This is a genomic window from Klebsiella sp. K5-45 (assembly GCF_030128605.1).
Lineage (GTDB): Bacteria > Pseudomonadota > Gammaproteobacteria > Enterobacterales > Enterobacteriaceae > Klebsiella > Klebsiella quasipneumoniae.
Genome location: NZ_JAKUZW010000003.1, coordinates 203,457 through 230,145, shown reverse-complemented (window position 1 = coordinate 230,145; position 26,689 = coordinate 203,457). Strand labels below are relative to the sequence as shown.

Genomic DNA, 26,689 nt, shown 5'->3' with positions numbered 1-26,689 from the left:
CCAACCAGAGCTCATTTATGATAGCCTGCAGGATCCACCTCTATCGCAGGAAGTGCAGGGTTTATGTCTATTCAGAAAATTGCTCGTCTGGCCGGCGTTTCGGTGGCCACGGTGTCGCGGGTGCTGAACAACAGCGATACGGTAAAAGCCAAAAACCGTGAGCGCGTGCTGCAGGCGATCAAAGAGAGCAACTATCAGCCGAACCTGCTGGCGCGTCAGCTGCGAACCGCCCGCAGCAATATGATCCTGGTGATGGTGTCTAATATCGCTAATCCTTTTTGCGCCGAGGTGGTGAAAGGGATAGAAGAAGAGGCGGAGAAGAACGGCTACCGCATTTTGCTGTGTAATTCCGGGTCGGATCTGGCCCGCTCGACCTCGGGCCTGCAGCTGCTCTCCGGCAAAATGGTCGACGGCATTATTACCATGAACGCGCTCTCCAGCCTGCCGGAACTGACCACCATGATTGGCGATGCACCCTGGGTGCAGTGCGCGGAGTATGCCGACACCGGCAGCATCTCCTGCGTCGGGATTAACGACGTCGAGGCGGCTCAGGGGGCGGTGTCCCGGCTGGCCGACGCCGGCCGCCGTCGCATCGCGCTCATTAATCACGACCTCAGCTATCGCTACGCCCGCCTGCGCGAGCGCGGCTATAAAAGCGTGCTGCACGTGCACGGTCTGGCGTATCAGCAGGTGACCTACGCGCAGGATCTTAGCGCGGCGGCCGGTAAACGGGCGATGGAGCAGCTGCTGTCGCAAGACGAGAAGCCCGACGCGGTGTTTGCCGTTTCGGACTCCCTTGCCGCCGGGGCGCTACGGGCGATTGACCAGGCTGGACTGCGGGTGCCGGAGGATATCGCGGTGATCGGCTTCGACGGCACCGAGCTGGCGGAAGTGGTCTCCCCGCAGCTGACCACCGTCGAACAGCCCTCCCGGGCGATCGGCCGCACGGCGGTGGATCTGTTAATGAAACGCATCGACGATCCCGACGCTGCCGTCGAGCGGGTGATGATGGACTGGCGCGTGATAGCCCGCGCCAGCGCCTGAGGTCAGCGGGAGAAGGCGCCCGCCAGCGCGCGAACGTCGTTGCCGGTGGGCGTCTGATGAATGCGTAAGCCAAACTCCTCCACCACGGCGAAGACATGATCGAAAATATCCGCCTGGATCCCCTCATATTCCGCCCACACCACGGTGTTGGTGAAGCAATAGATCTCGATCGGCAAGCCGTTGGCATCCGGCGCCAGCTGGCGCACCATCAGGGTCATATCCTGGCGGATGCGCGGATGATGACGTAAATACTCCTGCAGATAGGCGCGGAAGGTGCCGACATTGGTCATTCGCCGCTCATTGAGAACCGACTGTTCCCCGGCATACTGCTGGTTCCAGGCGCTAATCTCCTCGTGGCGCGAATCCATATAGGGTTTAAGCAACTTCGCCCGGATCAAGCGCTGCTGCTCCTGTTCATCGAGGAAATGAATGCTGGTGGTGTCGATGTTGAGGCTGCGCTTAATGCGGCGGCCGCCGGAGGCCGACATGCCGCTCCAGTTTTTAAACGAGTCGGAGACCAGCGACCAGGTCGGAATGGTGGTGATGGTATTATCCCAGTTACGTACCTTGACCGTAGTGAGGCCGATATCGATCACCGCGCCGTCGGCGCCGTATTTCGGCATCTCCAGCCAGTCGCCAAGCTTGAGCATATCGTTGGCCGAGAGCTGGATACCGGCCACCAGGCCAAGGATCGGATCTTTAAATACCAGCATGAGCACCGCGGCCATGGCGCCGAGCCCGCTAATCAGGATCGCTGGCGACTGGCCTATCAGCAGGGAAATAATCAGGATGCCGATAATAATCGCCGTCACCAGCTTAATTCCCTGGAATATCCCCTTCAGCGGCAGCTGAGAGGCGGCGGGAAATTTCTGCGCCAGCTTTAAGATCACATCCAGCAGTGAGAAGAAGGACAGCATGGCATATATCATCACCCATAGCTGAGCCACGGTGGTTAATATTTCCGCGGCCTCGCTGCCTTTTTGCAGCCACAGCACCGCCTGCACGTTGACGATGATCCCCTGCAGGGTAAAGGCCAGTCGGTGAAAGAGTTTATTCTGCGTGATGATTTGCAGCCACAGATGGCTGCTGGCCAATGCCCGTTTTTCAAAAGCGCGAAGCACCACTTTGTGCAATATCAGATGCACGACGACGGCGGTGAACAAGATAATGCCGAAGATAATCATCAGCGAGCGGGTGGGAGTTATTTCGATTCCTAAGGCGGCAATTTGCGATATTAATTCCTGCATAACGTCTCCTGAATATCCAGCGGGTATGATGACCGCTGGATAACGATTATGCAAATCACCGCCGCCGGTATTACGACGCTACCGTCGCCGGCTGTCGGTTGAGATGATGACGCAGCCACAGCGCGATGGCCCCCAGCAACAGCATCATAGCCACCTCGACCAGCAGAAAATCAATCAGCGCCTGCGGATAGTTTCCGCCGCCGCGACGGGCCAGCGCCAGGAACAGCGAGCCGAGGATAGCCGGCCCAAGGCCGAGAGTCGCCTGCTGCAGGGTACTGAGGATGGCGCTCCCGGCCCCGGCGTCGCAGGCGCTGATATCGCGCATGCCAATCCGGTAAAAGCTGTTGACGATCAGCGCCTGGCCGTAGCCGATCAGCGCCGTGGCGGGGACCAGCGTCAGGGCGGTGGTGGCGATCCCGAAGCGGGAGAAGGTGGCGCACAGCAGCAGTAGACCGGCGATCTGCACCGCCAGACCGGTCAGCAGGATCCGCCCCATGCTGTAGCGGGCGATAAGCCGCGGGGCATACAGCGCCGAAATAAAATAGGCCACGCCGAGGGCGATAAAGCTATTGCCGGACTGCCACGGCGCCATCCCCAGCCCCTCCTGCATGGTCAGCGCCATGCAGAACATAAAGCCGGACCAGGCGCTGAAAAACAGCAGGGCGATGGCCATCCCGAAGCGGATGCTGGTCAACTGCAGCAGACGCGGCGGCAGCAGGGGATGATCGCCGCGCTGCTGCTGGCGCAGGGCGCTCTGACGCATGGCGAACAGCAGCGGCAGGACCGCCACCAGCATCAGCTGCAGCCACAGCGGCCAGCGCAGCTCCGGACCGAGGGCCATCGGGAACAGCAGGCAGCAGAGGATGAGGGCGAGGTACAGCGTGCCCTGCCAGTCAATCCGCGACGGCGTCTCACGACGGGTTTCCGGCACATAGCGGCGGCTCAGGGCCAGCACCAGCAGGCAGATCGGCACATTGATAAAAAAGGCGTTGCGCCAGCCCAGTCCGGCGATGTCCGCCGATACCAGCCAGCCGCCGCCCATCTGTCCGACAATAAAGGCGATCCCGCCGATCCCGCCGTACAGGCTGATAGCCCGGGCGTGGGCCGGGCCTTTGAGGGTGACGTGCAGGGTGGCGAGGATCTGCGGCACAATCAGCGCCGCACCGGCGCCCTGCAGAGTGCGGGCGGCCAGCAGGGCGCTGATGCTGTTCGCTATGCCGCACAGCAGGGAAGCAATGCCAAAGAGCGCGACGCCCCACATAAACAGGCGCCGGCGGCCATAGTTATCGCCAAGCTTACTGCCCATCGCCAGGCAGACGGCAAAGGCGACACCGTAGAGCGCGACGATAAGTTCCAGCTGCGTGGCGCTGGCCGCCAGGGTATGGGTGATGGCGTCCAGCGCCACATTGGTGATCGAGGTATCAATAAGCGGCAGCATCTGGCCGCCCAGCAGCAGCAACAGACCGGCGCGGCCGGGTGAAACAGCAGACGTTTTCATGGGAATCTCCATTGCGTCATTCAGCAGACCGACGTAGCATTACCGATAAATTAAACGGGTACCAGTTCCTGTCTATACTGGTACTGGAACTACCATGCTGGAGGGGTGATGACCACGATGCCGCAACGGGAGTCGACGTTCGCCGTGCCGGACGATCGGCGCAAACAGCTGGGGGCGTTTCTGCGCGCCCGCCGTGAAAGCCTCGATCCGCAGCGCCTGGGGTTACCCCGGGTGGGCCGCCGACGCACGCCGGGTCTGCGCCGGGAAGAGGTGGCGATGCTCGCCGACGTCGGCGTTACCTGGTACACCTGGCTGGAGCAGGGGCGGGAGGTGAATCCGTCGGAGGCAGTGCTGGTGGGGGTGGCGAATGCCCTGCAGTGCAGTCCGCTGGAGACCAGGCATCTGTTCGTGCTCGCCGGGCTGACCCCGCCGGAAGCCACCCAGGTGACGGCGTGCGAAGGCATTAGCCCCGGCACCCGCCGCATGCTGGACAGCCTGATGCCGCAGCCGGCCAGCATTCAGAAACCGAACTTTGATATTGTGGCCTGGAACGACAGCTTCTGCCGCCTGATGGGTGTCGATTTCGCCACCCTTGCGGAAGAAGATCGCAACTGCATTTATCTGTATCTGACCCATGAGACCTGGCGCAGCCGGATTGAAAATCGCGATGTGCTGCCGACTTTTGTCTCCTATTTCCGCGCCGCGATGGCCGAGCACCGTGGCGATCCGGCATGGGAAAACAAACTGGCGCGCTTTTTCGCCGCCTCGTCGGAGTTTGAAGCGCTGTGGCATCAACGCTACGAGGTGCGCGGCGTGGAAAACCAGATTAAACATTTTAACCACCCGCAGCTCGGGCGATTCAGCCTGCAGCAGATGTACTGGTATTCGGCGCCGCGCAATGGTTCGCGTCTGCTGGTCTACCTGCCGATGGACGAGGCGGGCGAGCAGGCGCTGGCGTGGCTGGACCAACATTCATGACAAGGACTCAGATGGTTGAGAATGTGCCATCTTCGGGTATTGCCCGGCCGGGCTGCTGGACGGTTCCCTCTCCCGCCGGGAGAGGGGCAGGGTGAGGGAAAGCACTGCAGGGAAGTCTTTTATGTTATCTGCGACTTCAGCGCACATTGCGCTCCCGGTTAGTCTTCTGCGTTATATCTCTCATGGCGCAGGGAGCGCACAGGGGGCGGCCAGTCGCCGCCGCCCCCTGTACCCCCGGGCTCCGGCCAGCAACATCGCCACTTCGTGGTGCCTTCGACTTATCCCTGCAGGCTTCGGGTCGGGCCGAGGCAGCGTCCATGCAAAACACGGCCCTCAGCCCGCATCCATGCGGGCTGCCCCGGCCTGCCGGGAACGTCTCAGCGATGTTGAGGCCGCCAGCACCGGCAGTTTCAGCAGCCCCAGGACCCGCGGTGATTTGGGTTTGTAGGCCGGGTAAGGCGTACGCCGCCACCCGGCAAAAAGGCGAGCATATTAGCGAAAACAGGTTTGTCATCAGTCTCAAGGAATGCCTATGAACGTAACCCGAAAAGAGCAGCGAATTATTCAGCGCGCGCTGAATGCCTGGCAGGCCAGCGGGGAGTTAACCCCGGCGGACAGTCAGCGGCTGGCGCACACGCTGCGCGTCTCCCCCTTCGACTGGCGGCGCCTGAGCCGCTATGCCTTCTGGACCGCGCTGGCCTGCGTGCTGATTGCTCTGGGCAGTCTGTTTGCCGACAGCGAACTGGTGGCGTGGCTGCTGAGCCTGTTCAGCCACTCGGCGCTGACGCGGATCCTGCTGCCTGCACTGCTGGCAGTCGCCTGCTACGGCTGGGGTTTTCGCCGCCAGCAGCGGGAGACGCAGTGGCACTACAGCACCGAGGCGATTTTGTTTCTGGGCGTCGTCTTTACCGCGTTGGCGCTATGGCAGTTGGGTGAACGGCTGGATAACGGCAGCGGCCATATCGCGCCGCTGTTTCTGGCCGGATGCATGATTTACGGCGCTATCGGCTATGTAGCCCGCTCCGGGCTGGTGTGGCTTTTTTTTCTGCTGGCGCTGGGCAACTGGTTTGGCGCAGAAACCGGCTACGTCTCGGGGTGGGGCGCCTACTGGCTGGGCATGAACTACCCGATTCGCTTCGTCCTGTTCGGCGGCACGCTGCTGGCGCTCTGCTACGGCGCGCAGTCCTTGCTTCGCCAGCGTCAGCTGTTTACCGTCAGCAAGGCGATGGGCCTCACGTACCTGTTTATTGCGCTGTGGATCCTGTCGATTTTCGGCAATTACGACGCTGACAGCTGGTACAACGTAAGCCAGGCGCGACTCCTGCCGTGGGGGCTGCTGTTTGCCGCGGCGGCAGGCGTCTGCATTTTTATCAGCCTGAAAACCGATGACGCCATGCTGCGCGGCTTTGGGTTAACCTTCCTGGCGATCAATCTCTATACCCGCTTCTTTGAGTTTTTCTGGAACGGGATGCACAAGGTGCTGTTTTTCCTGATCCTTGCCGTCTCGCTGGCGGTGATTGGCCGCTATGCCGAGCGCATCTGGCACGCGGGTGAAGGGCGGGGGAAGAACAACTAACCTCGTTTTGAGCATGCTCACCACTCAGGCCGCGCTAAGTCGCGGCTTTTTTTCGTCCCTGATTCCAGTTTTAGCGCATTTTTCTGCGATTGGCTGCAAATGAGCATAGGCTTGCCGGGTATCTCAAAGATTAGCCTTTAAGGCAATTTATCTTCTATGCTAACATTCAGAGGAAGGGAGTCTGATGTTCAGAATGGTTGTGCATGTGGACGTTAAAAAGGAGTTGCAGGCGCTTCCGGCTATTGTCCAGGCGAAGATGATCAGGCAATTAGACAAGTTACGCCAAAATCCCACCGCGCTGAGAGAACCTGATAGTAAACCGCTTGGACAAGGGCTATTTGAAATTCGAGCGTTAGGTTCGGTACAGGGGCGGGGGATCTACGTTTTTCAGCAAAACAAAACGCTCTTTCTGCTACGTGTTTTTGTCAAGAAAACGCAAAAAACCCCGTTATCGGAAATTCGCCTGGCGCTGAAGCGATTAGAGGAGATGCGCAATGAGTAAAAAGATCATTGACTGGGATACGTTAAAAACAGAACTGCTTAGCCAGCCTGAGGTTCAGGCTGCGTTCGATGCGCAAGAACGTCAGCACCGATTACGTACTATGCTGGCACAATGGCGCGAGCAGGCGGGGCTGACCCGAGCCCAGGTTGCGCAGAGGATGGGGGTGAGTGCGCCAACGGTCTCCAGAATGGAAGCCAATATCACCCGCACCAGCCTGGATACCTTAACGCGATACGCGTTAGCGTGCGGTATAAAGCACCCGCAAGTTTTACTTTACTAAATTAACGCGCCCGGCGGCGCTGCGAGGTGTAAGCCTGTAAGAGGATCCCGTATGCCGGGTCAGGCGCAGCCGCCACCAGGCATAAAATCGGCTCCGAGCCCGTTGTCATCGCCCGGCGGCGCTGCGTTTGCGCGGGCCTACGGCAAAGGGTAACTATCTGATATATGGATGGTTATGTAGGCCGGTTAAGGCCTGGCCGCCATCCGGCACTGACAAGCGGCACCAGAGGCGCCCGGTTAAAGGCGCCCGTGGAGAGATTAAATCTCGGTAATGGTCGTCGACTGCGGCAGACGCGACTTCGGCAGGGTAGCGTTGAAATCCTCCACGCTATGGTGGCCAACCGGGACCACCACCAGGCTGGTGTAGCCCTTGGCTTTCAGGTCAAACTCCTCATCGAGGATCGCCAAATCAACCCCTTCGATCGGCACGGCGTCGAGGCCCATCGCCGCTACGCCCAGCAGGAAATTGCCGACGTTGAGATACACCTGCTTCGCCATCCACTGATCGTCATCTTTCAGCTCTTTGCGGTGCATATCGGCAAAGAAGGTGCGCCCCTTGTGGTTAGCGGCTTTTGCGTCAGGAGTGGCGAAACGGCCATCGGCCTCTTCCTGATCCACGACGCGCTGCAGCCAGGCGTCGTCCATCGCGGTTTTCGCGCAGAACACCACCACGTGCGAGGCGTCAAGAATTTTACGTTCGTTGAACACGTAGGTACCGCTGGCGGCTTTCGCCACGCGGGCTTTGCCTTCATCGGTGCTGGCAACGATAAAGTGCCACGGCTGGGAGTTAGTGCTTGACGGGCTGTACTGCAGCAGCGTTTTCAGCTGTTCCGCTTCCCCGGCAGTCAGCTTTTTCGTGGCGTCAAAGGCCTTGGTGGAATAGCGCTTCAAAGCGACCGATACGATATCCATAACTCTTCCTCACAGTTTACAGCACCTTACCGGTGCGTTCAGGAGAGGAAGAGTACAGCGAAGATCGCAAAATGATAAGGGTGAAAAATGCGATAACACTTATCGCGTTTGGCTGAAAATCAGCGCGGACGCAGGCGCTGCTGCGCCTTTTTGCTCAGCTTGTTCACCACCTGGTGCCACGAATCGTCAATCAGCTCGGCCAGCAGATCCTCGCTGATGTCGTCGCCCGGCACCACCGTGATCCAGTGTTTCTTGTTCATATGGTAGCCGGGTTCGATACTGCGATAAATTTCCTGATTGAGCAGCGACTTCTGCGGCTCGGCCTTCAGGTTGACCAGCGCCCGCCCGCGAATGGTCATGGTGATCATAAAGATGCGGCCGTCGACCTTAAACACATCGTACTCCGGCCCAAAGGGCCAGCAATGTTCGGTAAACGGGTAGGTCAGGGCGATACGGTGAGCGCAGGGATGCAGTGTTTCCGGCGTCATTAGGCGTCCGCCTCATGCAGGGCGTTCCACATGGCTTCAAAACCGAGGGCGATAATCTCCCGGGCGCGCTGCGGATCGTGGCTGGCGAATTCGATGGTGGTTTCCGCCAGCGACAAAAACAGGGCGTCGCCAAAGGCGCGATACGCCTCGCTGAGGAATATCTCTTTCACCGATAGCTGGCACATTTCGTTGAGCTCCGGAAAGCTCTCTTTCACCTGGCGGCGGGTTTCGTCAGTGATGCGCTCGCTGAGCGCCATTCGGCGGATCGCCTTGTGCTCCATCGGGTTGCGCACGCCCCAGTCGATATAGCTGTTCCAGATATTGCGCGCGTTCTCTTTCGGGCGCTTCTCGTCCGGATCCAGCCCGGCGATCATGGTGCGCACCAGGCGCAGCTTAATGGCGAGGTACAGTTCGTTGAGCAACTCATCCTTGGTAGCGAAATAGCGAAACAGCGTCCCCTCGGCCACACCGGCGCTGCGGGCGATGGCCGACGTCGAGGCGGCGATGCCGGACTGGGCGAAAGCCGCGGTGGCAGCTTCCAGTAACGCTTGCTTTTTATCTTCACTCTTTGGACGAGCCACTACTTTTTTCCTCACGCAGGTTTAAACAAACCGCCGATCTTTGCACGTCTGACCTGGTTGCTGCAACGGCGGAACGCAAAAATTGAAAATCGTCTTGACGACTTTCATCACATTCCTAATAATGAGTGCGTACTCACTCATAATCAAGTTATATCATAAAGCCTCCGGGATGGGGGCTTTTGTCTGGTCAGGATATGAACCGTGTCACTTTCAGCGTGGTCGCCATCATGTTACTCGCAGCAGCAACGACATTGCCGTTTGTCCTCAATGCCGGTTTTGGTAAGGCGCCGCAGGGGGCACAGCTTAGCCAGGTGGAAGCGTCCCCCCACTACCGGGATGGCCAGTTCCATAACCAGCTGCCCACGCCGGGGTTCACCGGGCAAAAAAATATGCTGGCGGCATGGTGGGATTTTTTGATGACCAAACGGGAAAACGCCCGTCCCGCGCAGCCGCTGCCGCTGGTAAAGACCGATCTGGCGACGCTGCCCCTCGGGCAGGACGTGATGGTCTGGCTCGGCCACTCCTCCTGGTATCTGCAGCTGGCGGGAAAACGCATCCTGATCGACCCGGTGTTCAGCGATTACGCGGCGCCGTTCTCCTTTATTAATAAAGCTTTCCCCGGCGACTATCCGTGGCGGGCGGAAGGGATGCCGGAGATCGATCTGCTGATCATCTCCCACGATCATTACGACCATCTGGATTACGCCACCATCCGCGCTCTGCTGCCGAAAATTAAGCGGGTCATTACGCCGCTGGGGGTTGGCTCGCATCTGCGTTACTGGGGGATGGACGGGGCGCTGATTACCGAAGCGGACTGGCAGCAGGCGATTCCGGTTAACGACGAGCTCATCGTCCACGTCCTGCCGGCGCGGCACTTTTCCGGCCGTGGGCTGAAGCGCAACCAGACGCTGTGGGCCAGTTTTCTGTTCGTTACCCCGCAGCAAAAGATTTATTACAGCGGCGACAGCGGCTATGGGCCGCACTTTAAAGCGATAGGCGATGAATTTGGTCCGGTCGATCTGGCGATCATGGAGAACGGGCAGTATGACCAGGACTGGAAATATATTCACATGATGCCGGATGAAACAGCTCAGGCCGCCGACGACCTGCGCGCTCGCGCGGTGCTGCCTGGGCATGCAGGACGATTCGTTTTGGCGAAACACAGCTGGGATGAACCGTATCAACGGCTGGCGGCTGCCAGCGAAGGAAGGGCCTGGCGTCTGCTGACGCCTGTGCAGGGCGAGCCGGTGTGGGTCGCCGATAAGACGCAATCATTTAACGCCTGGTGGCGCTAAGCGCCAGTGCAGTATCAGAGGAGAGAGCATATGACGATTTCCGCTCAGGTGATTGATACTATCGTCGAGTGGATTGATGACAACCTGCATCAACCGCTGCGTATTGATGATATCGCTCGCCATGCCGGGTATTCGAAATGGCATCTGCAACGGCTGTTTTTACAGTATAAAGGGGAGAGCCTGGGGCGCTATATTCGCGAAAGGAAGCTGCTGCTGGCCGCCCGCGATCTGCGTGACACCGATCAGCGGGTCTACGATATCTGCCTGAAGTATGGCTTCGATTCGCAACAGACCTTTACCCGCGTCTTCACCCGGACCTTCAATCTGCCGCCGGGCGCCTACCGTAAAGAGAACCACAGTCGCGCCCACTGAGGCGCGCCCTTCCTGGTTTAGCGTTCGAGCGAAAACCAGCGACGCCACACCCAGCGCAGCACCAGATACTCAATGGCGCCCAGTGCTAAGAACCACAAACAAAACAACACCGTATAAAGCTGGTTGAGATCCATCATATGGAATGTCTCAACCAGCTTTTGCGCCAGCGTCAGGCCCAGCGACGGCGCGGGCAACAGCAGACAGGAGAGCAGAGCCAGGAGCAGGATCCCGGCGGCGGAGAGGAGCGTTTCCAGCGGATGTTTCATGTCATGTTAATCATCAGTTAAAAAACATATTGTCCGGCAAAATAATCCCTAACGCAATATGCTTTGTATTTTACTCGCCTTAATGCGCTTCTGTTTAATATTATGGCCTGCCTTTTATTCCCATGTTAATTAATCTGAAATAATTTGTAATTAAATTAAAATCAGTCTCCTGTAAATTACTGTCATTATTATGCCAGCGCTTTTACAAAACTATAAGTGCTATATCCCACCAGCGTGGCAGCGATGATGGCCAGCAAGATGTACAGCGCCAGACGGCGTCCGCGGTAGATTCCAAACATATTTAACCTCGTTTAGTTTTGGTTTATTAATATTCTGTAATAGTTGGCTCGTGGAATTAACTTACCACATATTTTTTATTTTGCGAAAAATTTAGGCTTGTATTGGTTCACATTTTTATCGGCTTTTTCGCCACCTTTTACTGCATTGGCCAGGAATGATTTCAGGCTTTCCGACTCACGGAATTTATAAGGAAAATGTAATTTGACCAAGATGAATAACCCAAAGTTTACGACGCCCTCGGGCGACACCGCGCCACGGCAGGTCTGGCAGCAGACCGTTGACGCAGTGCTGGCGCAGACCAAAAGCCAGGCCGCTGGGTTAAGTTCCGCAGACGCCGCCGAGCGCCTGAATAACTGTGGGCCGAACGCGCTGCCGGAAAAGAAAGGGAAACCGGCCTGGCTGCGCTTTCTTGCCCACTTTAACGACGTACTGATTTACGTGCTGCTGGCCGCCGCGGCGCTGACCGCCATCATGGGGCACTGGGTCGATACTCTGGTGATCCTCGGCGTGACGGTGATTAACGCCCTGATCGGCCATATCCAGGAGAGCAACGCCGAAAAGTCCCTGCAGGGGATCCGCAACATGCTCTCCAGCGATGCCCGCGTCCAGCGTAACGGCAAACATGAGACTATCCCGACGCGCGACCTGGTTCCGGGGGATATCGTTATCCTGCGCGCCGGCGACCGCGTGCCGGCGGACATGCGGCTGATTGAAACGCACAACCTGCGGGTGGAAGAGGCGATCCTCACCGGCGAGTCGACGGTGGTGGATAAAATCACCGACGCGCTGGAAGGCGACCTGCCGCTGGGCGACCGGGTGAACATGGTCTTCTCCGGGACCACCGTCAGCGCCGGCGGCGGCGTCGGCGTGGTGACCGCCACCGGCGCGCAGACCGAACTCGGCCACATTAACCAGATGATGGCGGGCATTGAGAAGCACCGCACCCCGCTGCTGGTGCAGATGGATAAGCTCGGCAAAGCGATTTTCGTCATTATCCTCGCCATGATGGTGGCGCTGTTTATCTTCAGCCTCGCGCTGCGGGATATCCCGATGGGCGAGCTGCTGCTGTCGCTGATTAGCCTGGCGGTGGCCGCGGTACCGGAAGGACTGCCGGCGATCATCTCAATTATTCTGTCGCTCGGCGTGCAGACGATGGCGCGCAAGCGGGCGATTATCCGTAAGCTGCCGACTGTGGAAACCCTCGGCGCCATGACCGTGGTCTGCTCGGATAAAACCGGCACCCTGACGATGAACGAAATGACCGTCAAGGCGATCATCACCGCCGACTGCTGCTACCGGGTGGAAGGCGACAGCTATGAGCCGCAGGGGCGGATCTTCCTTGAGGGGAGCGATGAGCCCGTGCAGGTTCAGCCGGGTACCGTGCTGGAGACCTGGCTGCGCACCATCGACCTGTGCAACGACAGCCAGCTTATCCAGGATGAGCGCGGCCTGTGGGGGATCACCGGCGGGCCAACCGAAGGGGCGCTGAAGGTGCTGGCGGCGAAAGCGCAGCTCCCGGCGGTGGAGGCCCGTCTGGTGGCCAAGATCCCCTTTGACTCGCAGTACAAATATATGTCCACGCTGCAGCACATCGATGGCGATGCCCGGGTGTTAATCACCGGTGCGCCGGACGTCATCTTCGGCATGTGCCGTGAGCAGATGAGCCGCCAGGGCGCGGTGCCGTTCGAGGCGCAGTACTGGGAAGAGGAGATGGCGCGCTTCGCCCGTCAGGGGCTGCGCATGGTGGCGGCGGCCTGTAAGCCGGCCAGCCTTGATGCCACCACGTTGAACCATGAGGATCTGCAGGAGGGACTGATTTTCCTCGGCATCGCCGGAATGATGGATCCGCCGCGTCCGGAAGCTATTGACGCTATCCACGCCTGCCAGACCGCCGGCATCCGCGTGAAGATGATCACCGGCGACCACCCGCAGACGGCGATGAGCATCGGCCAGATGCTGGGGATCACCAACAGCAGCCAGGCCATGACCGGCTACCAGCTGGAGCACATGGACGATGCGGCGCTGGCGAAGGCGGCGGTGGAGTACGACATCTTTGCCCGCACCAGTCCGGAGCATAAGCTGCGCCTGGTGAAAGCCCTGCAGGATAACGGCGAAGTGGTCGGCATGACCGGCGACGGCGTCAACGACGCGCCGGCGCTGCGCCAGGCCGACGTGGGTATCGCGATGGGTATCAAAGGTACCGAAGTCACCAAAGAGGCGGCTGACATGGTGTTGACCGATGATAACTTCGCCACCATCGCCAGCTCGGTAAAAGAGGGCCGTCGGGTCTATGACAACCTGAAGAAGACCATCCTCTTCATCATGCCGACCAACCTGGCGCAGGGGCTGCTGATCATCATCGCCCTGCTGGCGGGGAACATGATTCCGCTGACCCCGGTGCTGATCCTGTGGATGAACATGGCGACGTCGGCGACGCTCTCCTTCGGCCTGGCCTTTGAGGCCGCGGAGCGCAACGTGATGAACCGCCCGCCGCGTAAAACCGGCCAGCACGTGATGGATGGTTTCGCCGTGTGGCGGGTGGCTTTTGTCGGGTCTATGATTGCTATTGCCGCCTTTATCCTTGAGGCCTGGCTGGCGCCGCGCGGCCACAGTCCGGAGTTTATCCGCACCGTGCTGCTGCAGATGCTGGTGACGGCGCAGTGGGTCTACATGATCAACTGCCGCAGCAGCGACAGCTTCTCCCTGAGCATGGGCCTGCTGCGCAACAAAGGCATCTGGCTGGTGACCGGTGTCCTGCTGCTGATGCAGCTGGTGATTATCTATGTCCCGCTGATGCAGAACATGTTTGGCACGGAAGCGCTGCCGCTGCGCTACTGGTTTGTCACCCTGGTCATCGGCATCGCCATGTTCCTGGTGGTGGAAATCGAGAAGCGTCTGACGCGCCGGTTCCGCAAAACGGCCTGATCGATCTCGCGCGCCTCGCCGCAGGCGCGCGTTACTGTCGCAAGGATCCCCTATGATTAAAACCTTCCGCTTTGCGCTGCTGGCTAGCGCCCTGGCCAGCAGCGCCCTGACGGCCACCGCCGCGCCGGCGGTGCCGGTCCGCGTCGCCACGGCCGAACTGGCTCCTCATGCTGAAGAACGCGCCATCCCCGGACGCGTCGAGGCAATCCGCGCCGTCGACATTCGCGCGCGCACCGAAGGGGTGATTGTTCAGCGCCACTTCCAGGACGGGCAGTATGTGACCGAGGGCGACCTGCTGTTTACCCTCGACGACGCACAGCCCCGCGCGGCGCTGGCCCTGGCGCAGGCCGAGCTGAAAAGCGCAGAGGCCTCATTACGCCAGTCGCAACAGCTGCTCACTCGCTACGAGCGACTCATCAACAACCACTCCATCAGCCGCAACGACGTCGACACAGCCCGGATGCAGCGCGACGTCGCCGCCGCTGCCGTGCAGCAGGCGAAAGCCCGCGTCGAGGCCCAGCAGATTGTGCTCAGTTATACCCGGATTGCGGCGCCGGTGACCGGACGGGTGGGCCACAGCGCCTTTCACGTCGGGACGCTGATTAACCCATCCAGCGGCGTGCTGGTGGACATTGTGCAGCTGGATCCGGTGCGGGTCTCGTTCGCCCTCGACGAAGCCGCGTTTTTCAGCAAAACCGGCCAGCATGCCGACATCCACGCTCTGAAGCAGGCGTGGCTGGCGCAGATTGACGTGGATGGCAAACGGCGCGATGGGGTGTTGACCTCCATCGATAACCGGATTGATGCCCGCACCGGCAGCGTGGCGGTGCGGGCGGAGTTCGCCAATCCGCAGCACCGTCTGCTGCCGGGCGGCAGCGTAACAATCCTGTTCCGTCCGCAGGAGCTGCAGTCACGGGTGATGATCCCGGCCGCCGCCGTGCAGCAGGATCCGCAGGGCTTTTTCAGCTGGGTGCTGAAGCCGGACCATACCGCCGGGCAGCGTCGTCTGACCCTCGCGGGACAGCAGGGGCAGCAGTTTGCGGTTGAGAAAGGGCTGCAGGCGGGCGAGCAGGTGATCACCGACGGCGCGCAGCGTTTACGCGAAGGCGCCGCGGTACAGGTGCTGAACTAAGTAAGGAGAAGGGATGCTGACCTTTTTTATCCGTCGTCCGCGATTTGCCATGGTGATCGCGCTGCTGCTGACCTTTGTCGGCGCGGTGTCGCTGAAGCTGATCCCGGTGGAGCAGTACCCGGCGATCACGCCTCCGGTGGTGAACGTTACCGCCAGCTGGCCAGGCGCCAGCGCGTCAGACGTGGCGGAGGCTATCGCCGCCCCGCTGGAGACCCAGCTCAACGGCGTCGATCATATGCTGTATATGGAGTCCACCAGCTCGGATGAGGGAACGTACCGCCTGAGTATTACCTTCGCGGCGGGCACCGATGCCGACCTGGCGGCGATCGACGTGCAAAACCGGGTGTCGCAGGCGCTGGCGCAGCTCCCGCCGGAGGTGCAGCAGAATGGGGTCCAGGTACGCAAGCGCGCCAGCAACCTGCTGATGGGGGTAAGCCTTTATTCGCCGCTGGGCACGCTGTCGCCGCTGTTTGTCAGTAACTACGCCAGCACCCAGGTGCGCGAGGCGCTGGCGCGCCTGCCCGGCGTCGGCGAGGTGCAGATGTTTGGCGCCCGGGATTACAGTATGCGCATCTGGCTGCGTCCGGACCGCATGAACGCCCTCAACATCACCACGGATGACGTTGCCCAGGCGCTGCGCGAGCAGAATGTGCAGGGCGCGGCGGGGCAGGTGGGCACCCCGCCGGTATTCAACGGTCAGCAGCAGACGCTGACCATCAACGGGCTGGGGCGTCTGAACGAGGCGGCCAGCTTTGGCGAGATTATCCTCCGTCGCGGCGCGCAGGGACAGCTGGTGCGCCTCACCGACGTGGCGACCATCGAGCTGGGCGCCCGCAGCTACAGCTCCGGCGCGCAGCTCAACGGTAAAGCGTCGGCCTATCTGGGTATCTACCCGACGCCCACCGCCAATGCCCTGCAGGTCGCCAGCGCAGTGCGCGCTGAGCTTAACCGCCTGCACACCCGCTTTCCGGCGGATCTCACCTGGGAGGTGAAGTTCGATACCACCCGCTTTGTGGCGGCGACGATCAAAGAGATCGGCGTCTCGCTGGCGCTGACCCTGCTGGCGGTGGTCGTGGTGGTGTCGCTGTTCCTGCAGAGCTGGCGGGCGACGCTGATCGTAGTGCTGGCAATCCCTGTGTCACTGATCGGCACCTTTGCGGTGCTCTATCTGCTGGGCTACAGCGCCAACACCCTCAGCCTGTTCGCGATCATTCTCGCCCTGACGATGGTGGTGGATGACGCCATTGTGGTGGTGGAGAATGTGGAAACCAAAATGGCGGAAGGGCTGGATCGCCTGCAGGCCACCGCCCAGGCGCTGCGGCAGATCGCCGGGCCGGTGATCGCTACGACCCTGGTGCTGCTGGCGGTGTTTGTGCCGGTGGCGCTGCTCCCGGGGATCGTCGGCGAGCTGTACCGGCAGTTTGCCGTGACGCTCTCCACCGCGGTGGCCCTGTCGAGCCTGGTGGCGTTAACCCTAACCCCAGCCCTCTGCGCGCTACTGCTGCGCCCGCGTCCCGCCCGGCCGGCGGCGGTGTGGCGGGCGTTTAACCGTCTCCTCGACGGCACCCGCGACGGCTATGGCCGGCTGGTTGGCTGGATGAACCGCCGCCCCTGGCTGGCGCTGGCGGCGACGGTCGCGGCGGGCGCGCTGGTGGCGTTCAGCTTTAGCTCAATGCCGAAAGGCTTCCTGCCGCAGGAAGATCAGGGTTACCTGTTTGCCAGCGTGCAGCTGCCGGAGGCGGCGTCGCTGGAGCGTACCGAAGCGGTGATGGCCCAGGCGCGCAAGCTGCTGATGGCTAACCCGGCGGTGGAGGATGTGATTCAGGTGTCCGGCTTCAACATTCTCAACGGCACCAGCGCCGCTAACGGCGGGTTTATCTCGGTAATGCTCAAGGACTGGCATCAGCGGCCGCCGCTGGATGCGGTGATGGCGGATATCCAGCGCCAGCTGCTGTCGCTGCCGGAGGCGACGATCATGACCTTCGCGCCGCCGACCCTGCCGGGCCTGGGCAATGCCTCGGGATTTGACCTGCGCATCCTGGCGCAGGCCGGTCAGTCGTCGGCGGAGCTGGAGCAGGTGACGCAGGAGATCCTTCAACTGGCGAAACAGCATCCGCAGCTGAGCCGGGTGTTTACCACCTGGAGCAGCAACGTGCCGCAGCTGACCCTGACGGTCGACCGCGATCGGGCGGCGCTGCTGGATGTGCCGGTGGCGCAGATCTTCAGCAGCCTGCAGACGGCGTTCGGCGGCACGCGCGCCGGTGATTTCAGCCTTAACAACCGTGTCTATCATGTGGTGATGCAAAATGAGATGCAGTGGCGCGAGCGGGCTGAGCAGATTAGCGAGCTGTACGTCCGCAGCCGCGACGGCGAGCGGGTGCGGCTGAGCAATCTGGTCACCATTACGCCGACGGTGGGGGCGCCGTTTATTCAGCAGTACAACCAGTTCCCGTCCGTGTCGGTGAGCGGTTCAGCGGCCGAGGGGGTCAGCAGCCGTACGGCGATGGCGGCTATGGAGCAGATTCTGCAGGCCCATCTGCCGCCGGGGTATGACTACGCCTGGAGCGGCATCTCCTGGCAGGAGCAGCAGACCGGCAATCAGGCGGTGTGGATCGTGCTGGCGGCGGTGGCGATGGCGTGGCTGTTCCTGGTGGCGCAGTATGAGAGCTGGACGCTGCCGGCGAGCGTCATGCTTTCGGTGCTGTTCGCCATCGGCGGAGCGCTGCTCTGGCTGTGGACGGCGGGCTATGCCAACGATGTGTATGTCCAGATAGGACTGGTGCTGCTGATCGCCCTGGCGGCGAAGAATGCGATTCTGATCGTTGAGTTTGCCCGCAGCCGGCGCGAAGAGGGATTGTCGATAGTCGACGCCGCGCGCGAGGGCGCCACCCGCCGCTTCCGCGCGGTGATGATGACCGCGGTGTCGTTTATTATCGGCATCATGCCGATGATGCTCGCCACCGGCGCCGGGGCGCAGAGCCGGCGGATCATCGGCACCACGGTGTTCAGCGGAATGCTGGTGGCGACGATGGTTGGCATCCTGTTTATTCCTTCGCTGTATGTTCTGTTTCAGCGTATGCGCGAGTGGGCGCATCGGCGGGGGTAAGCGCGGCGCTACCGGTCGGTAACGGGGATACTCCAGGCTGCAACGACTACCGGGCGGTCACCTCTCCCTTTGGGAGAGGGGTAGGGTGAGGGGGGGTTTTGCGTTCACGTTGCGTTTGGGCGTGAGCCCCGCCTTATCTGCCGACCTCCGGTTCGCCGATTTCAGCGGGAATCGGCCCTGCTGCACGCCCGTAGATTTCAGGGGCCATATCATAGCGAACAGACTCTGTAGGCCCGGTAAGCGCAGCGCCACCGGGCAAGGACATCGGGCACGGCGGCAATACCTTGCCCGGCCTGTCGTTAATTTATTCACTCTCCTGGCTGGAATGGCCGCCCCCAAACGCGCCCGCTATTTCCTCTCCACCGTTATGATGGTCACGAACGGATGATATTGCCACGGCACGCTGCCGCCTTTGCGGTACATCTTCGACAGGGTGCCGTCGAGATAAAGCATCTGCCGCACCCCAAGCTTTGACTGCGCATAGCAGGCAAAATCATAGAAGTTGGTCTCGCGATCGCTGAGCATAAACACCACCCGGCCCTGCTTATCGATGCCAACCCCGTTGCGCAGTTTGCGCGAGCTGGCGGAGGGCTTCAGCCGCCAGTTGATGACGCCATTCTCAATCAGCATCGGGCCGGACTGCACCGCATAGCGGATGGCGGGAGAGCGTTTGTACGCCGGCAGCGGCACGATTTTCGCCCGGCCGTTCTCCACCAGGAATACGCCGCCGGGGCGGATAAAGAAGTTCCCGCCGCCGGCGGAGCGGTTTACCGGCGTCAGGCGTTTGCCGTCTTCGATATACAGCCCCAGCGGCGCGTAGGCCTTATCGTAAATGCCGCCGTTCATCGCCATCTGCACCCGGCCATCGCCATCGATACCCGCCAGCAGCGAACGCAGGGAACCCCAGGCTTTACCGTGCCGATCCTGCCAGTACATTGCAATGCGCTCTTTCTGCGCATCCACCCGATAGCTCTGCAGGGTTAGCGTCGGGTCGGTGAGGGTACAGGCGGCGCTGGCGACGGCGGCCAGGGGCAGCAGCGCCAGGGGGAGCAGGCAGCGTAATAACATGGGCAATCCTTTCTATGGTCTGCGCCGAGTATACCCGCCTCGCTGTCTTATGCCGCCCAAATCTCACAGTGTTTTTGCACCAGCCCGGAAAGCGAACCGCCGTTGGCGATAAACTCGCGCATCTGCTGCGCCTCGCTGTGCGGCGATTTCGCCTGGCGAACCACCGCCTCCAGCGCCGCCGTCGCCTTCAGCTGATGGGCGAAAGGTGCCAGCCGGTCGGCGAGCTGCAGGATCTCCTGACGGATGCTGCGCTGCTCCCCGCTGCGCACGTCGGTAAGGGTTCCGTCCAGCCCGTAGCGGCAGGCCTGATAGCGGTTAAAAGGATACAGCAGATAATCGTCAGGCTGGTGCTTAAAAGGACGCTCCGTCAACAGCCAGCAGGCCAGGGTCTGAATAAAGCCAGCGATATGGATCGCCTGGGCGAGGGTCAGGGGGGTGTCCATCACCCGCACCTCGACGGTACCAAACTGCGGGCTGGGGCGAATATCCCAGTGCAGATCCTTCATGCTGTCGATCATGCTGGTGTAGCTCAGCTGGCGGAACAGGCGACGAAACCCCTGCCAGTCGGCCACCCACGGCATCGGACCGTTGTCGGGATAAGAGGAGAAGCGGTTGAGGCGCGAACAGGCGAAGCGGCTGTCGGTGCTGTCGAACCACGGCGAGGCGGCGTTGAGGGCGATGAAGTGCGGCACAAAGCGCGACAAGCCGTGCAGCAGATAGATGGCGTCGTCGCCGCTCTGGCAGCCGACGTGCACATGCTGGCCAAAGACCGTCGCCTGTTGCGCCAGATAGCCAAAATGCTCGACGGTTTTGACATAGCGCGGATTGTCGCTGATCTGCTGACGCTGCCAGGCATGAAAGGGGTGGGAACCCCCGCCGCAGATCTGCAGATGATGATGCAGCGCCGCGCGCTGGACCGCCTGCTGGATGGCGCTGAGCTGGATTTGCGCATGGCTGATGTCGCGGCACACCCCGGTGGCGATCTCCAGCATGCTCTCGGTGATATCGTGCTTGGCTTCTCCCACGGTCAGCTCATGCTGGACGTCGGCAATCAGCGTCGAGGCATCCTGGCTGAGGTCGTAACCCGGCGGGTTCACCACCTGCAGCTCCAGTTCGATACCGAGGGTAAAAGGATCGGAGCGGTGAAAATCGGCTAAAGGCATAGTCTCTCCCGGTCGATGTGTTCCCTGAAGTATAGAAGGGATTGATCCCGACGGAGAATACGCCGCGGCGGAGGACGGGGATGAATAAAAAAGTGACGCAGAGTGATTATTTGAAATTTGCCATATAGCGACTGGTGCAATTCTGCAACATATTTCCCGCTGGCGGTGCGACGGAATAAGGTGCAATTATTTTCCCATAATTATCATGGTGATAATATAAGTCCTTCTTATTTTACCGGTCGGTTTCGGCCTATTTCCGCCCGCGCAAGAGCTGGTACGCATTTTGCCTGTTAATTCGTGACACTTTATTTAACAGGGATCATGTGATGCACAAAACAACGTTATTTTCGCGTGCCGGTCGTCTCGCCGTGGCGGTGAGCGGCGCACTGGCCCTGGCGGGCGCCGCCTTACCTGCCAACGCCTCCACGCTGCGGATCGCCATGACCGCCGCGGATATTCCGTTAACCCTCGGCCAGCCGGATCAGGGCTATGAGGGCAACCGCTTTACCGGCATCCCGCTGTATGACGCGCTGGTGGAGTGGGATCTGTCGCAAGGTGAAAAGCCCAGCGATCTGGTGCCAGGGCTGGCGACCGAGTGGCACATCGATCCGCAGAACACCAGCCGCTGGATTTTCACCCTGCGTCCGGGGATGAAGTTTCATGATGGGACGGAGGTGAACGCCGACGCCATCATCTGGAACGTGGATAAGGTGCTCAATAAAGCAGCGCCGCAGTACGCCCCGGGGCAGATCGGCAACACCCTGTCGCGGATGCCGACCCTCACCGGCGCGGAGAAAATTGACGACCACACCGTGGCGCTGACCACCTCGGAACCGGACGCGCTGCTGCCGTACAACATCACCAACCTGTTTATTGTCTCGCCCACGGCGTGGCAGAAGCAGTATGACGCGGTGCCGGCCAGCGCGGGGGATAGCGCCACGCGCAGCAAACAGGCGTGGACCGCCTTCGCCGCCCATGCGGTGGGCAGCGGCCCGTTCAAACTGGAGAAGCTGGTGCCGCGTCAGCAGCTGATCCTCGCGAAAAACCCCGACTACTGGAACAAAGATCGCATTCCCCGGGTGGATACGGTGGTGCTGATCCCTTTGCCGGAGGCCAACGCCCGCACCGCGGCGCTGCTGTCGAAGCAGGTGGACTGGATTGAAGCCCCGGCGCCGGACGCCATCGATCAGATCAAGTCTCAGGGTTTTCACCTTTACGCCAACACCCAGCCGCACCTGTGGCCCTGGCAGTTCTCCTTTGAAAAAGGATCGCCGTGGCAGGACATTCGGGTGCGCAAAGCGGCCAACCTGTGTCTGAACCGCGCCGAGCTGAAGAGCTACCTCGGCGGCTACATGACCGAGGCCACCGGGGTCTACGAGGCCGACAGCCCGTGGCATGGCAAACCCACCTTCCAGATCAAATATGACCCGGACGCCGCCCGTCAGCTGATGACCGAGGCTGGATACAGCGCCGGCAAGCCGCTGCACGTCACGGTGGCCACCTCGGCCTCCGGCTCCGGGCAGATGCAGCCTTTGCCGATGAACGAGTATATCCAGCAGAGCCTGAAGAGCTGCTTCTTCAATGTGGATATTAAAGTGGTGGAATGGAACACCCTGTTCACCAACTGGCGCCTGGGCGCCCGGGATCCCTCGGCAAAAGGGATCGACGCGATCAACGTCAGCGCCGCGGTCAATGATCCCTATTTTGGCCTGATCCGCTTCTCGACCGCCAAAGCGTTTCCGCCGGTGGCGACCAACTGGGGCTACTTCGCCACCCCAGAGACGGAAAAACTCGCCGCCGCCGTCAAGCACGCCTTTACCCCGGAAGCGATGAATAAAGCCGCCGGCGATCTGCACGCCGCGCTGGTGGATCAGGTGCCGTTCCTGTTTGTCGCCCACGACGTCGGGCCGCGCGCGATTTCGCCCGCGGTGACCGGAGTGGTGCAACCGCAGAGCTGGTTTATCGACCTCAGCCTGGTGAGCAAAAAAGAGTAATCGCGAAAGGGGCAACCGATGATCAATACGCTGCTATACCGCATTCTGCTGGCTATCCCCACCATGCTTGGGGTGGCGGTGATCTGTTTCATGCTGGTGCAGATCGCGCCGGGCGACCCGCTGGTGTCGGTGATGCCGCCGGACGCCTCGGAGGCGCTGCGCCAGACGTTGATGCAGGCCTACGGCTTTGATAAGCCGCTGCCTCTGCAGTTTATCCACTGGCTGTGGCGGGCGCTGCACGGCGACCTCGGTATGTCGGTCGCCACCGGCCGCCCGGTGATAGACGAGGTGATGACCGCAGTGGCTTACTCCCTGCGCCTGGCGCTGCTGGCGACGGCGATCGGCTTCGTCCTCGGCAGCCTGTTTGGCTTTGTCGCCGGCTATTTTCGCAACAGCGTCATTGACCGTCTGGCCTCGGTGTTGTCGGTGTTTGGCGTCAGCGTGCCGCATTACTGGCTGGGGATGCTGTTGGTGATCCTCTGCAGCGTCAAGTTCGCGCTGCTGCCGGCCACCGGCGGCGGGCCGATAGGCGAGGTGGGCTGGCAATGGGACTGGGCGCACCTGCAGTTCATGCTGCTGCCGGCCATCACGCTGTCGGTGATCCCGACCGGGATTATCGCCCGCACCGTGCGCTCGCAGGTAGCCGATATCCTCAGCCAGGAGTTTATCGTTGGCCTGCGCGCCCGCGGCCTTAACGAATCGCGCATCTTCGTCCACGTCATGAAAAATGCCGCGCCAACCGCGCTGGCGGTGATGGGGCTGCAGGTGGGCTATCTGATGGGCGGCTCGATCCTCGTGGAGACCGTCTTCTCCTGGCCGGGGACCGGGCTGCTGCTCAACACCGCCATTTTTCAGCGCGACCTGCCCCTGCTGCAGGGCACCATCTGGGTGCTGGCGCTGTTTTTCGTGTTGCTCAACCTGTTGGTGGATATTCTGCAGACCACCCTCGACCCGCGCATTAAGAGGAGCTGACCATGGTGGATACGGCAACGACGAAAGCGGTCCCGGCCGCGCCGGCCAACGCTTCCCGGCAAGGTTACTGGCGCGGCGTGCTGCGCCGCTTACTGCGCGATCCCGGCGGCGTGGTGGTGGGGGTAGTGATCCTCCTGCTGCTGGCCCTGGCGCTGTTAGGGCCATGGCTTATCGTCAAAGACCCCTATCAAACGTCAATGTTCCTGCGCCTGAAGCCCATCGGCAGCGACGGCTTCCCGCTGGGCTCTGATGAGCTGGGGCGCGACATGCTGTCGCGACTGATCCTCGGCACCCGGCTGTCGCTGTTTATGGGGATTGTCCCGGTGGTGTTCGCCTTTTTTATCGGCGGCGCCATCGGGATCATCGCCGGCTACATGGGCGGCAAAATCAATACCGTGATTATGCGCACCGTGGATGTGTTCTATGCCTTTCCCTCGGTCCTGCTGGCGATTGCGCTGTCGGGGGCGCTGGGGGCGGGCATCGGCAATGCGCTGCTGTCGCTGACCCTGGTGTTTGTCCCGCAGGTGGCGCGGATTGCCGAGAGCGTGACCGCTCAGGTACGGCATATGGACTATATCGACGCCGCCCGGGCCACCGGCGCCAGCGCGTTGACCATTATCCGCGTCCAGGTGCTGGGTAACGTGCTCGGGCCGATCTTCGTCTTCTCCACCGGGCTGATTTCGGTGTGCATGATCCTTGCCTCCGGCCTGTCGTTTCTCGGCCTCGGCGTGCGGCCGCCGGAGCCCGAGTGGGGGCTGATGCTCAATACCCTGCGCACGGCAATCTATACCCAGCCGTGGGTGGCCGCCCTGCCGGGCCTGATGATTTTTATCACCTCCATTTCGTTCAATATCCTCGCGGACCGCCTGCGTGCGGCAATGGCGATTAAGGAGTAAGCGATGCAACCCTTTATCAATATCGATCTCGGCGGGCCGGCGCAGCCGCTGCTGAAGGTCAATCATCTGCTGAAGTACTTCCGCGGCGGCAAAGGCCGGGAGGTGGTCCAGGCGGTGGACGATATCAGCTTCACGGTGATGAAAGGCGAAACCCTGGGGGTGGTCGGCGAGTCGGGCTGCGGCAAATCGACCACCGCCCGGCTGCTGATGCAGCTGCTCACCCAGGACAGCGGCGAACTGATCTTCGACGGGCTGGAGGTTGGCTCGTCGCGTCTGCCCATGAAAGCCTACCGTCGCCAGGTGCAGATGGTTTTCCAGGATAGCTATGCCTCGCTCAATCCGCGCATGACCATGGAGGAGAGTATCGCCTTCGGCCAGCGCGTCCACGGCGTCAGCGCCAGAGAGGCCAGCGAATACGCCCGCTATCTGCTGGCGCACGTCGGCCTTGAACCGGCGCGCTTTGCCGACCGCTACCCGCATGCGCTCTCCGGCGGCCAGCGGCAGCGGGTGAATATCGCCCGCGCGCTGGCGATGAAGCCGCGGCTGGTCATTCTTGATGAGGCGGTGTCGGCGCTGGATAAATCGGTGGAAGCTCAGGTGCTGCAGCTGCTGCAGGAGCTAAAACGCACCCTCGAGCTGACCTATGTGTTTATCAGCCACGATCTGCACGTGGTTCGCTGGCTGTCGGATCGGATCCTCGTTATGTACCTTGGCGAAGTGGTAGAGATCGGCCCGGCGGAGCAGCTGTTTACCGCCTCCGCCCACCCCTATACCCGGGCGCTGTTAAGCTCCATGCCCTCCATGGACCCGGAACACCGCACCCTGACCTCGCCGCTGAGCGGCGATCCCCCCAGCCCCATCGCGCCGCCGAGCGGCTGTCGCTTTCACACCCGCTGCCCGCATGCGAAGGCGGTCTGCGCCGAAGTGAAACCGCGGCTGGAGGCGGTCGGGGAGGGGCACCAGAGCGCCTGCCTGATGGTGCAGCCGGCCTCGCTCTGGCATCAGAGCATCCCCCTTAAGGAGGTCAGCCATGTCGGATAACGCCTTTGTCCATGTGCGCGACCTGCGGGTCGTCTTTCGCCGCGACGGGCAGACCATCAACGCGGTCAACGGGGTCTCCTTTGACGTACAAAAGGGGGAGGTGATGGCGCTGATTGGCGAGTCGGGTTCCGGCAAGAGCGTGACCCTGCGGGCGCTGATGCTCCTGCACCCGCCGGGGAGCAGTGAGCTCTCCGGCACCCTGCGGGTGGGTGACGACGCGGTGCTGACGATGAGCGCCAGCCAGCTGCGGCGCTACCGCGGCGGGCGCTGCGCGATGATTTTTCAGGAGCCGCTACTGGCCTTCGACCCGGTCTACACCGTTGGGCAGCAGATTATTGAAGGGCTGCGTCGCCACGAAGGGCTGTCGCGCCAGGCGGCCCGGGACAGGGCACTGGAGGCCCTGCGCCAGGTGCGCATTCCCAGCCCCGAGCGGCGGCTGGACGCTTACCCGCACGAGATGTCCGGCGGGATGCGCCAGCGGGCGATGATCGCCCTCGCGCTCTCCTGTAACCCGCAGCTGCTGCTGGCGGATGAGCCGACCACCGCCCTCGACGCCACGGTGCAAATCCAGATCCTGATCCTGCTGCGCGAGCAGCAAAAGCAGCGCGGGCTGTCGATCGTGTTTGTGACCCACGACATCGGCGCCGCGGTGGAGATCGCCGACCGGGTGGCGGTGATGTACGCCGGGCGGATCGTCGAGGAGGCTTCTATGAGTGAGATCCTGCGCCACCCACGCCATCCTTATACCCGGGTGCTGCTGGGCAGCCGGCCGAAAGAGGGGCTTAAGAAAGGCGATGCCCTGCACTGCATTCCCGGCGCGCCGCCGGATCTGGCGCGCTTGCCGCCCGGCTGCGCCTTTGCCGAGCGCTGCCCGCACCGTCGCCCGGTCTGCGAGCAGAGCCTGCCGCCGACGGAATCCGTCGCGGAGCGCCATGCGGTGAGTTGCCACCGCTGGCGCGAGCTGGCGATTGACGCCAACGCGCAGGCCCTGGCCGTCTGACCGGCGGCAACACACCACGATGAAGACCAGGCGCTGATGCCTTTTTTCCCACCG

The 26,689-nt window shown here is 61.4% G+C and carries 23 protein-coding genes; 15 read left to right on the top strand and 8 right to left on the bottom strand.

Translation table 11 applies throughout. The features are described from left to right. Positions 1-63 precede the first annotated feature (63 nt). The gene (locus MKS11_RS07780; RefSeq protein WP_004202470.1) at positions 64-1,044 is read left to right on the top strand and encodes a LacI family DNA-binding transcriptional regulator; all 981 of its coding nucleotides are present in this window, start codon (positions 64-66) and stop codon (positions 1,042-1,044) included. Positions 1,045-1,046: 2 nt separating this feature from the next. Here MKS11_RS07780 and MKS11_RS07775 read toward each other — a convergent pair whose 3' ends face one another. Continuing rightward, positions 1,047-2,291 carry a mechanosensitive ion channel family protein gene (locus tag MKS11_RS07775; RefSeq protein ID WP_080935932.1) on the bottom strand — a complete coding sequence of 415 codons (1,245 nt, stop codon included), beginning with the start codon at positions 2,289-2,291 and terminating at the stop codon, positions 1,047-1,049. A gap of 70 nt (positions 2,292-2,361) precedes the next feature. Next, the gene (locus MKS11_RS07770) at positions 2,362-3,789 is read right to left on the bottom strand and encodes an MFS transporter (RefSeq protein ID WP_064150543.1); all 1,428 of its coding nucleotides are present in this window, start codon (positions 3,787-3,789) and stop codon (positions 2,362-2,364) included. Between the two features lie 108 nt (positions 3,790-3,897). Between MKS11_RS07770 and MKS11_RS07765 the strand changes: the two genes are divergently transcribed. The 4 genes from MKS11_RS07765 to MKS11_RS07750 all read left to right on the top strand — a co-directional run bounded on the left by MKS11_RS07765 (position 3,898) and on the right by MKS11_RS07750 (position 7,125). Continuing rightward, positions 3,898-4,767 (top strand): helix-turn-helix transcriptional regulator, encoded by an 870-nt coding sequence (locus MKS11_RS07765; protein WP_017900842.1) that lies wholly within the window; start codon positions 3,898-3,900, stop codon positions 4,765-4,767. A 532-nt stretch (positions 4,768-5,299) separates the two neighbouring features. Then, entirely contained in the window at positions 5,300-6,343 is a 1,044-nt protein-coding gene (locus MKS11_RS07760; RefSeq protein WP_087771437.1) for a DUF2157 domain-containing protein, read from the top strand. 184 nt (positions 6,344-6,527) lie between these two features. Further along, positions 6,528-6,845, top strand: a complete 318-nt coding sequence (locus tag MKS11_RS07755) for a type II toxin-antitoxin system RelE/ParE family toxin (protein ID WP_017899012.1) — start codon at positions 6,528-6,530, stop codon at positions 6,843-6,845. Then, a complete protein-coding gene (locus MKS11_RS07750; RefSeq protein ID WP_017899013.1) occupies positions 6,838-7,125 on the top strand; it encodes a helix-turn-helix transcriptional regulator in 288 nt (95 codons plus the stop codon). The genes MKS11_RS07755 and MKS11_RS07750 overlap by 8 nt, the downstream gene beginning before the upstream one ends. Positions 7,126-7,382: 257 nt before the next feature. Here the strand turns inward: MKS11_RS07750 and nfsB are convergent, their stop codons facing one another. The 3 genes from nfsB to MKS11_RS07735 all read right to left on the bottom strand — a co-directional run bounded on the left by nfsB (position 7,383) and on the right by MKS11_RS07735 (position 9,105). Further along, on the bottom strand, positions 7,383-8,036 hold the full coding sequence (gene nfsB, locus MKS11_RS07745; RefSeq protein WP_048294354.1) for an oxygen-insensitive NAD(P)H nitroreductase: 654 nt from the start codon (positions 8,034-8,036) through the stop codon (positions 7,383-7,385). 119 nt (positions 8,037-8,155) lie between these two features. Then, the gene (locus MKS11_RS07740) at positions 8,156-8,524 is read right to left on the bottom strand and encodes an MmcQ/YjbR family DNA-binding protein (protein ID WP_004202487.1); all 369 of its coding nucleotides are present in this window, start codon (positions 8,522-8,524) and stop codon (positions 8,156-8,158) included. Then, positions 8,524-9,105: a TetR/AcrR family transcriptional regulator gene (locus MKS11_RS07735; RefSeq protein ID WP_017899014.1), complete on the bottom strand. Its 582-nt coding sequence runs from the start codon at positions 9,103-9,105 to the stop codon at positions 8,524-8,526. The genes MKS11_RS07740 and MKS11_RS07735 overlap by 1 nt, the downstream gene beginning before the upstream one ends. 179 nt (positions 9,106-9,284) lie before the next feature. On the opposite strand from MKS11_RS07735, the gene MKS11_RS07730 reads away from it, so the two are divergent. Continuing rightward, positions 9,285-10,400, top strand: coding sequence for an MBL fold metallo-hydrolase (locus MKS11_RS07730; protein WP_074440955.1), 1,116 nt, complete (start codon positions 9,285-9,287; stop codon positions 10,398-10,400). A gap of 30 nt (positions 10,401-10,430) precedes the next feature. Continuing rightward, positions 10,431-10,772 carry a RamA family antibiotic efflux transcriptional regulator gene (locus MKS11_RS07725; protein ID WP_004202492.1) on the top strand — a complete coding sequence of 114 codons (342 nt, stop codon included), beginning with the start codon at positions 10,431-10,433 and terminating at the stop codon, positions 10,770-10,772. Positions 10,773-10,789: 17 nt separating this feature from the next. On the opposite strand, the gene MKS11_RS07720 is transcribed toward MKS11_RS07725, so the two are convergent. Next, complete coding sequence (locus MKS11_RS07720) at positions 10,790-11,038, bottom strand: DUF1158 domain-containing protein (RefSeq protein ID WP_002893037.1); 249 nt, start codon at positions 11,036-11,038, stop codon at positions 10,790-10,792. A 501-nt stretch (positions 11,039-11,539) separates the two neighbouring features. On the opposite strand from MKS11_RS07720, the gene MKS11_RS07715 reads away from it, so the two are divergent. From MKS11_RS07715 to MKS11_RS07705, 3 genes are read left to right on the top strand one after another with little or no spacing between them, the layout of a single operon-like run. Further along, positions 11,540-14,263 carry a cation-transporting P-type ATPase gene (locus MKS11_RS07715; protein WP_165474091.1) on the top strand — a complete coding sequence of 908 codons (2,724 nt, stop codon included), beginning with the start codon at positions 11,540-11,542 and terminating at the stop codon, positions 14,261-14,263. A gap of 52 nt (positions 14,264-14,315) precedes the next feature. Continuing rightward, complete coding sequence (locus MKS11_RS07710) at positions 14,316-15,395, top strand: efflux RND transporter periplasmic adaptor subunit (protein ID WP_004202498.1); 1,080 nt, start codon at positions 14,316-14,318, stop codon at positions 15,393-15,395. 13 nt (positions 15,396-15,408) lie between these two features. Beyond that, positions 15,409-18,501 carry an efflux RND transporter permease subunit gene (locus tag MKS11_RS07705; RefSeq protein ID WP_087771434.1) on the top strand — a complete coding sequence of 1,031 codons (3,093 nt, stop codon included), beginning with the start codon at positions 15,409-15,411 and terminating at the stop codon, positions 18,499-18,501. A gap of 348 nt (positions 18,502-18,849) precedes the next feature. Here MKS11_RS07705 and MKS11_RS07700 read toward each other — a convergent pair whose 3' ends face one another. After that, the gene (locus MKS11_RS07700) at positions 18,850-19,569 is read right to left on the bottom strand and encodes a phosphodiester glycosidase family protein (RefSeq protein WP_080935928.1); all 720 of its coding nucleotides are present in this window, start codon (positions 19,567-19,569) and stop codon (positions 18,850-18,852) included. A 47-nt stretch (positions 19,570-19,616) separates the two neighbouring features. Beyond that, entirely contained in the window at positions 19,617-20,732 is a 1,116-nt protein-coding gene (locus MKS11_RS07695) for a YbdK family carboxylate-amine ligase (RefSeq protein WP_004202501.1), read from the bottom strand. A gap of 326 nt (positions 20,733-21,058) precedes the next feature. Here MKS11_RS07695 and MKS11_RS07690 point away from each other — a divergent pair, with 326 nt between their 5' ends. Genes MKS11_RS07690 through MKS11_RS07670 form a run of 5 tightly spaced genes read left to right on the top strand, consistent with a single transcriptional unit; the run spans position 21,059 to position 26,635 of the window. Continuing rightward, complete coding sequence (locus MKS11_RS07690; RefSeq protein WP_087771433.1) at positions 21,059-22,726, top strand: ABC transporter substrate-binding protein; 1,668 nt, start codon at positions 21,059-21,061, stop codon at positions 22,724-22,726. Between the two features lie 18 nt (positions 22,727-22,744). Further along, positions 22,745-23,698, top strand: a complete 954-nt coding sequence (locus MKS11_RS07685) for an ABC transporter permease (protein ID WP_004202505.1) — start codon at positions 22,745-22,747, stop codon at positions 23,696-23,698. Positions 23,699-23,700: 2 nt separating this feature from the next. Then, a complete protein-coding gene (locus MKS11_RS07680; protein ID WP_032455678.1) occupies positions 23,701-24,594 on the top strand; it encodes an ABC transporter permease in 894 nt (297 codons plus the stop codon). A gap of 3 nt (positions 24,595-24,597) precedes the next feature. After that, positions 24,598-25,635, top strand: a complete 1,038-nt coding sequence (locus tag MKS11_RS07675) for an ABC transporter ATP-binding protein (protein WP_087771432.1) — start codon at positions 24,598-24,600, stop codon at positions 25,633-25,635. Next, on the top strand, positions 25,625-26,635 hold the full coding sequence (locus tag MKS11_RS07670; RefSeq protein WP_087771431.1) for an ABC transporter ATP-binding protein: 1,011 nt from the start codon (positions 25,625-25,627) through the stop codon (positions 26,633-26,635). The genes MKS11_RS07675 and MKS11_RS07670 overlap by 11 nt, the downstream gene beginning before the upstream one ends. The last annotated feature ends 54 nt before the right edge of the window (positions 26,636-26,689 follow it).

Coding starts and splice junctions, on each gene's coding strand:
- MKS11_RS07740 (WP_004202487.1), bottom strand. CDS start 8,524: ATGACGCCGGAAACACTGCATCCCTGCGCTCACCGTATCGCCCTGACC.
- nfsB (WP_048294354.1), bottom strand. CDS start 8,036: ATGGATATCGTATCGGTCGCTTTGAAGCGCTATTCCACCAAGGCCTTT.
- MKS11_RS07775 (WP_080935932.1), bottom strand. CDS start 2,291: ATGCAGGAATTAATATCGCAAATTGCCGCCTTAGGAATCGAAATAACT.
- MKS11_RS07705 (WP_087771434.1), top strand. CDS start 15,409: ATGCTGACCTTTTTTATCCGTCGTCCGCGATTTGCCATGGTGATCGCG.
- MKS11_RS07675 (WP_087771432.1), top strand. CDS start 24,598: ATGCAACCCTTTATCAATATCGATCTCGGCGGGCCGGCGCAGCCGCTG.
- MKS11_RS07710 (WP_004202498.1), top strand. CDS start 14,316: ATGATTAAAACCTTCCGCTTTGCGCTGCTGGCTAGCGCCCTGGCCAGC.
- MKS11_RS07680 (WP_032455678.1), top strand. CDS start 23,701: ATGGTGGATACGGCAACGACGAAAGCGGTCCCGGCCGCGCCGGCCAAC.
- MKS11_RS07690 (WP_087771433.1), top strand. CDS start 21,059: ATGCACAAAACAACGTTATTTTCGCGTGCCGGTCGTCTCGCCGTGGCG.
- MKS11_RS07780 (WP_004202470.1), top strand. CDS start 64: ATGTCTATTCAGAAAATTGCTCGTCTGGCCGGCGTTTCGGTGGCCACG.
- MKS11_RS07765 (WP_017900842.1), top strand. CDS start 3,898: ATGACCACGATGCCGCAACGGGAGTCGACGTTCGCCGTGCCGGACGAT.
- MKS11_RS07695 (WP_004202501.1), bottom strand. CDS start 20,732: ATGCCTTTAGCCGATTTTCACCGCTCCGATCCTTTTACCCTCGGTATC.
- MKS11_RS07750 (WP_017899013.1), top strand. CDS start 6,838: ATGAGTAAAAAGATCATTGACTGGGATACGTTAAAAACAGAACTGCTT.
- MKS11_RS07760 (WP_087771437.1), top strand. CDS start 5,300: ATGAACGTAACCCGAAAAGAGCAGCGAATTATTCAGCGCGCGCTGAAT.
- MKS11_RS07685 (WP_004202505.1), top strand. CDS start 22,745: ATGATCAATACGCTGCTATACCGCATTCTGCTGGCTATCCCCACCATG.
- MKS11_RS07770 (WP_064150543.1), bottom strand. CDS start 3,789: ATGAAAACGTCTGCTGTTTCACCCGGCCGCGCCGGTCTGTTGCTGCTG.
- MKS11_RS07670 (WP_087771431.1), top strand. CDS start 25,625: ATGTCGGATAACGCCTTTGTCCATGTGCGCGACCTGCGGGTCGTCTTT.
- MKS11_RS07700 (WP_080935928.1), bottom strand. CDS start 19,569: ATGTTATTACGCTGCCTGCTCCCCCTGGCGCTGCTGCCCCTGGCCGCC.
- MKS11_RS07720 (WP_002893037.1), bottom strand. CDS start 11,038: ATGAAACATCCGCTGGAAACGCTCCTCTCCGCCGCCGGGATCCTGCTC.
- MKS11_RS07725 (WP_004202492.1), top strand. CDS start 10,431: ATGACGATTTCCGCTCAGGTGATTGATACTATCGTCGAGTGGATTGAT.
- MKS11_RS07755 (WP_017899012.1), top strand. CDS start 6,528: ATGTTCAGAATGGTTGTGCATGTGGACGTTAAAAAGGAGTTGCAGGCG.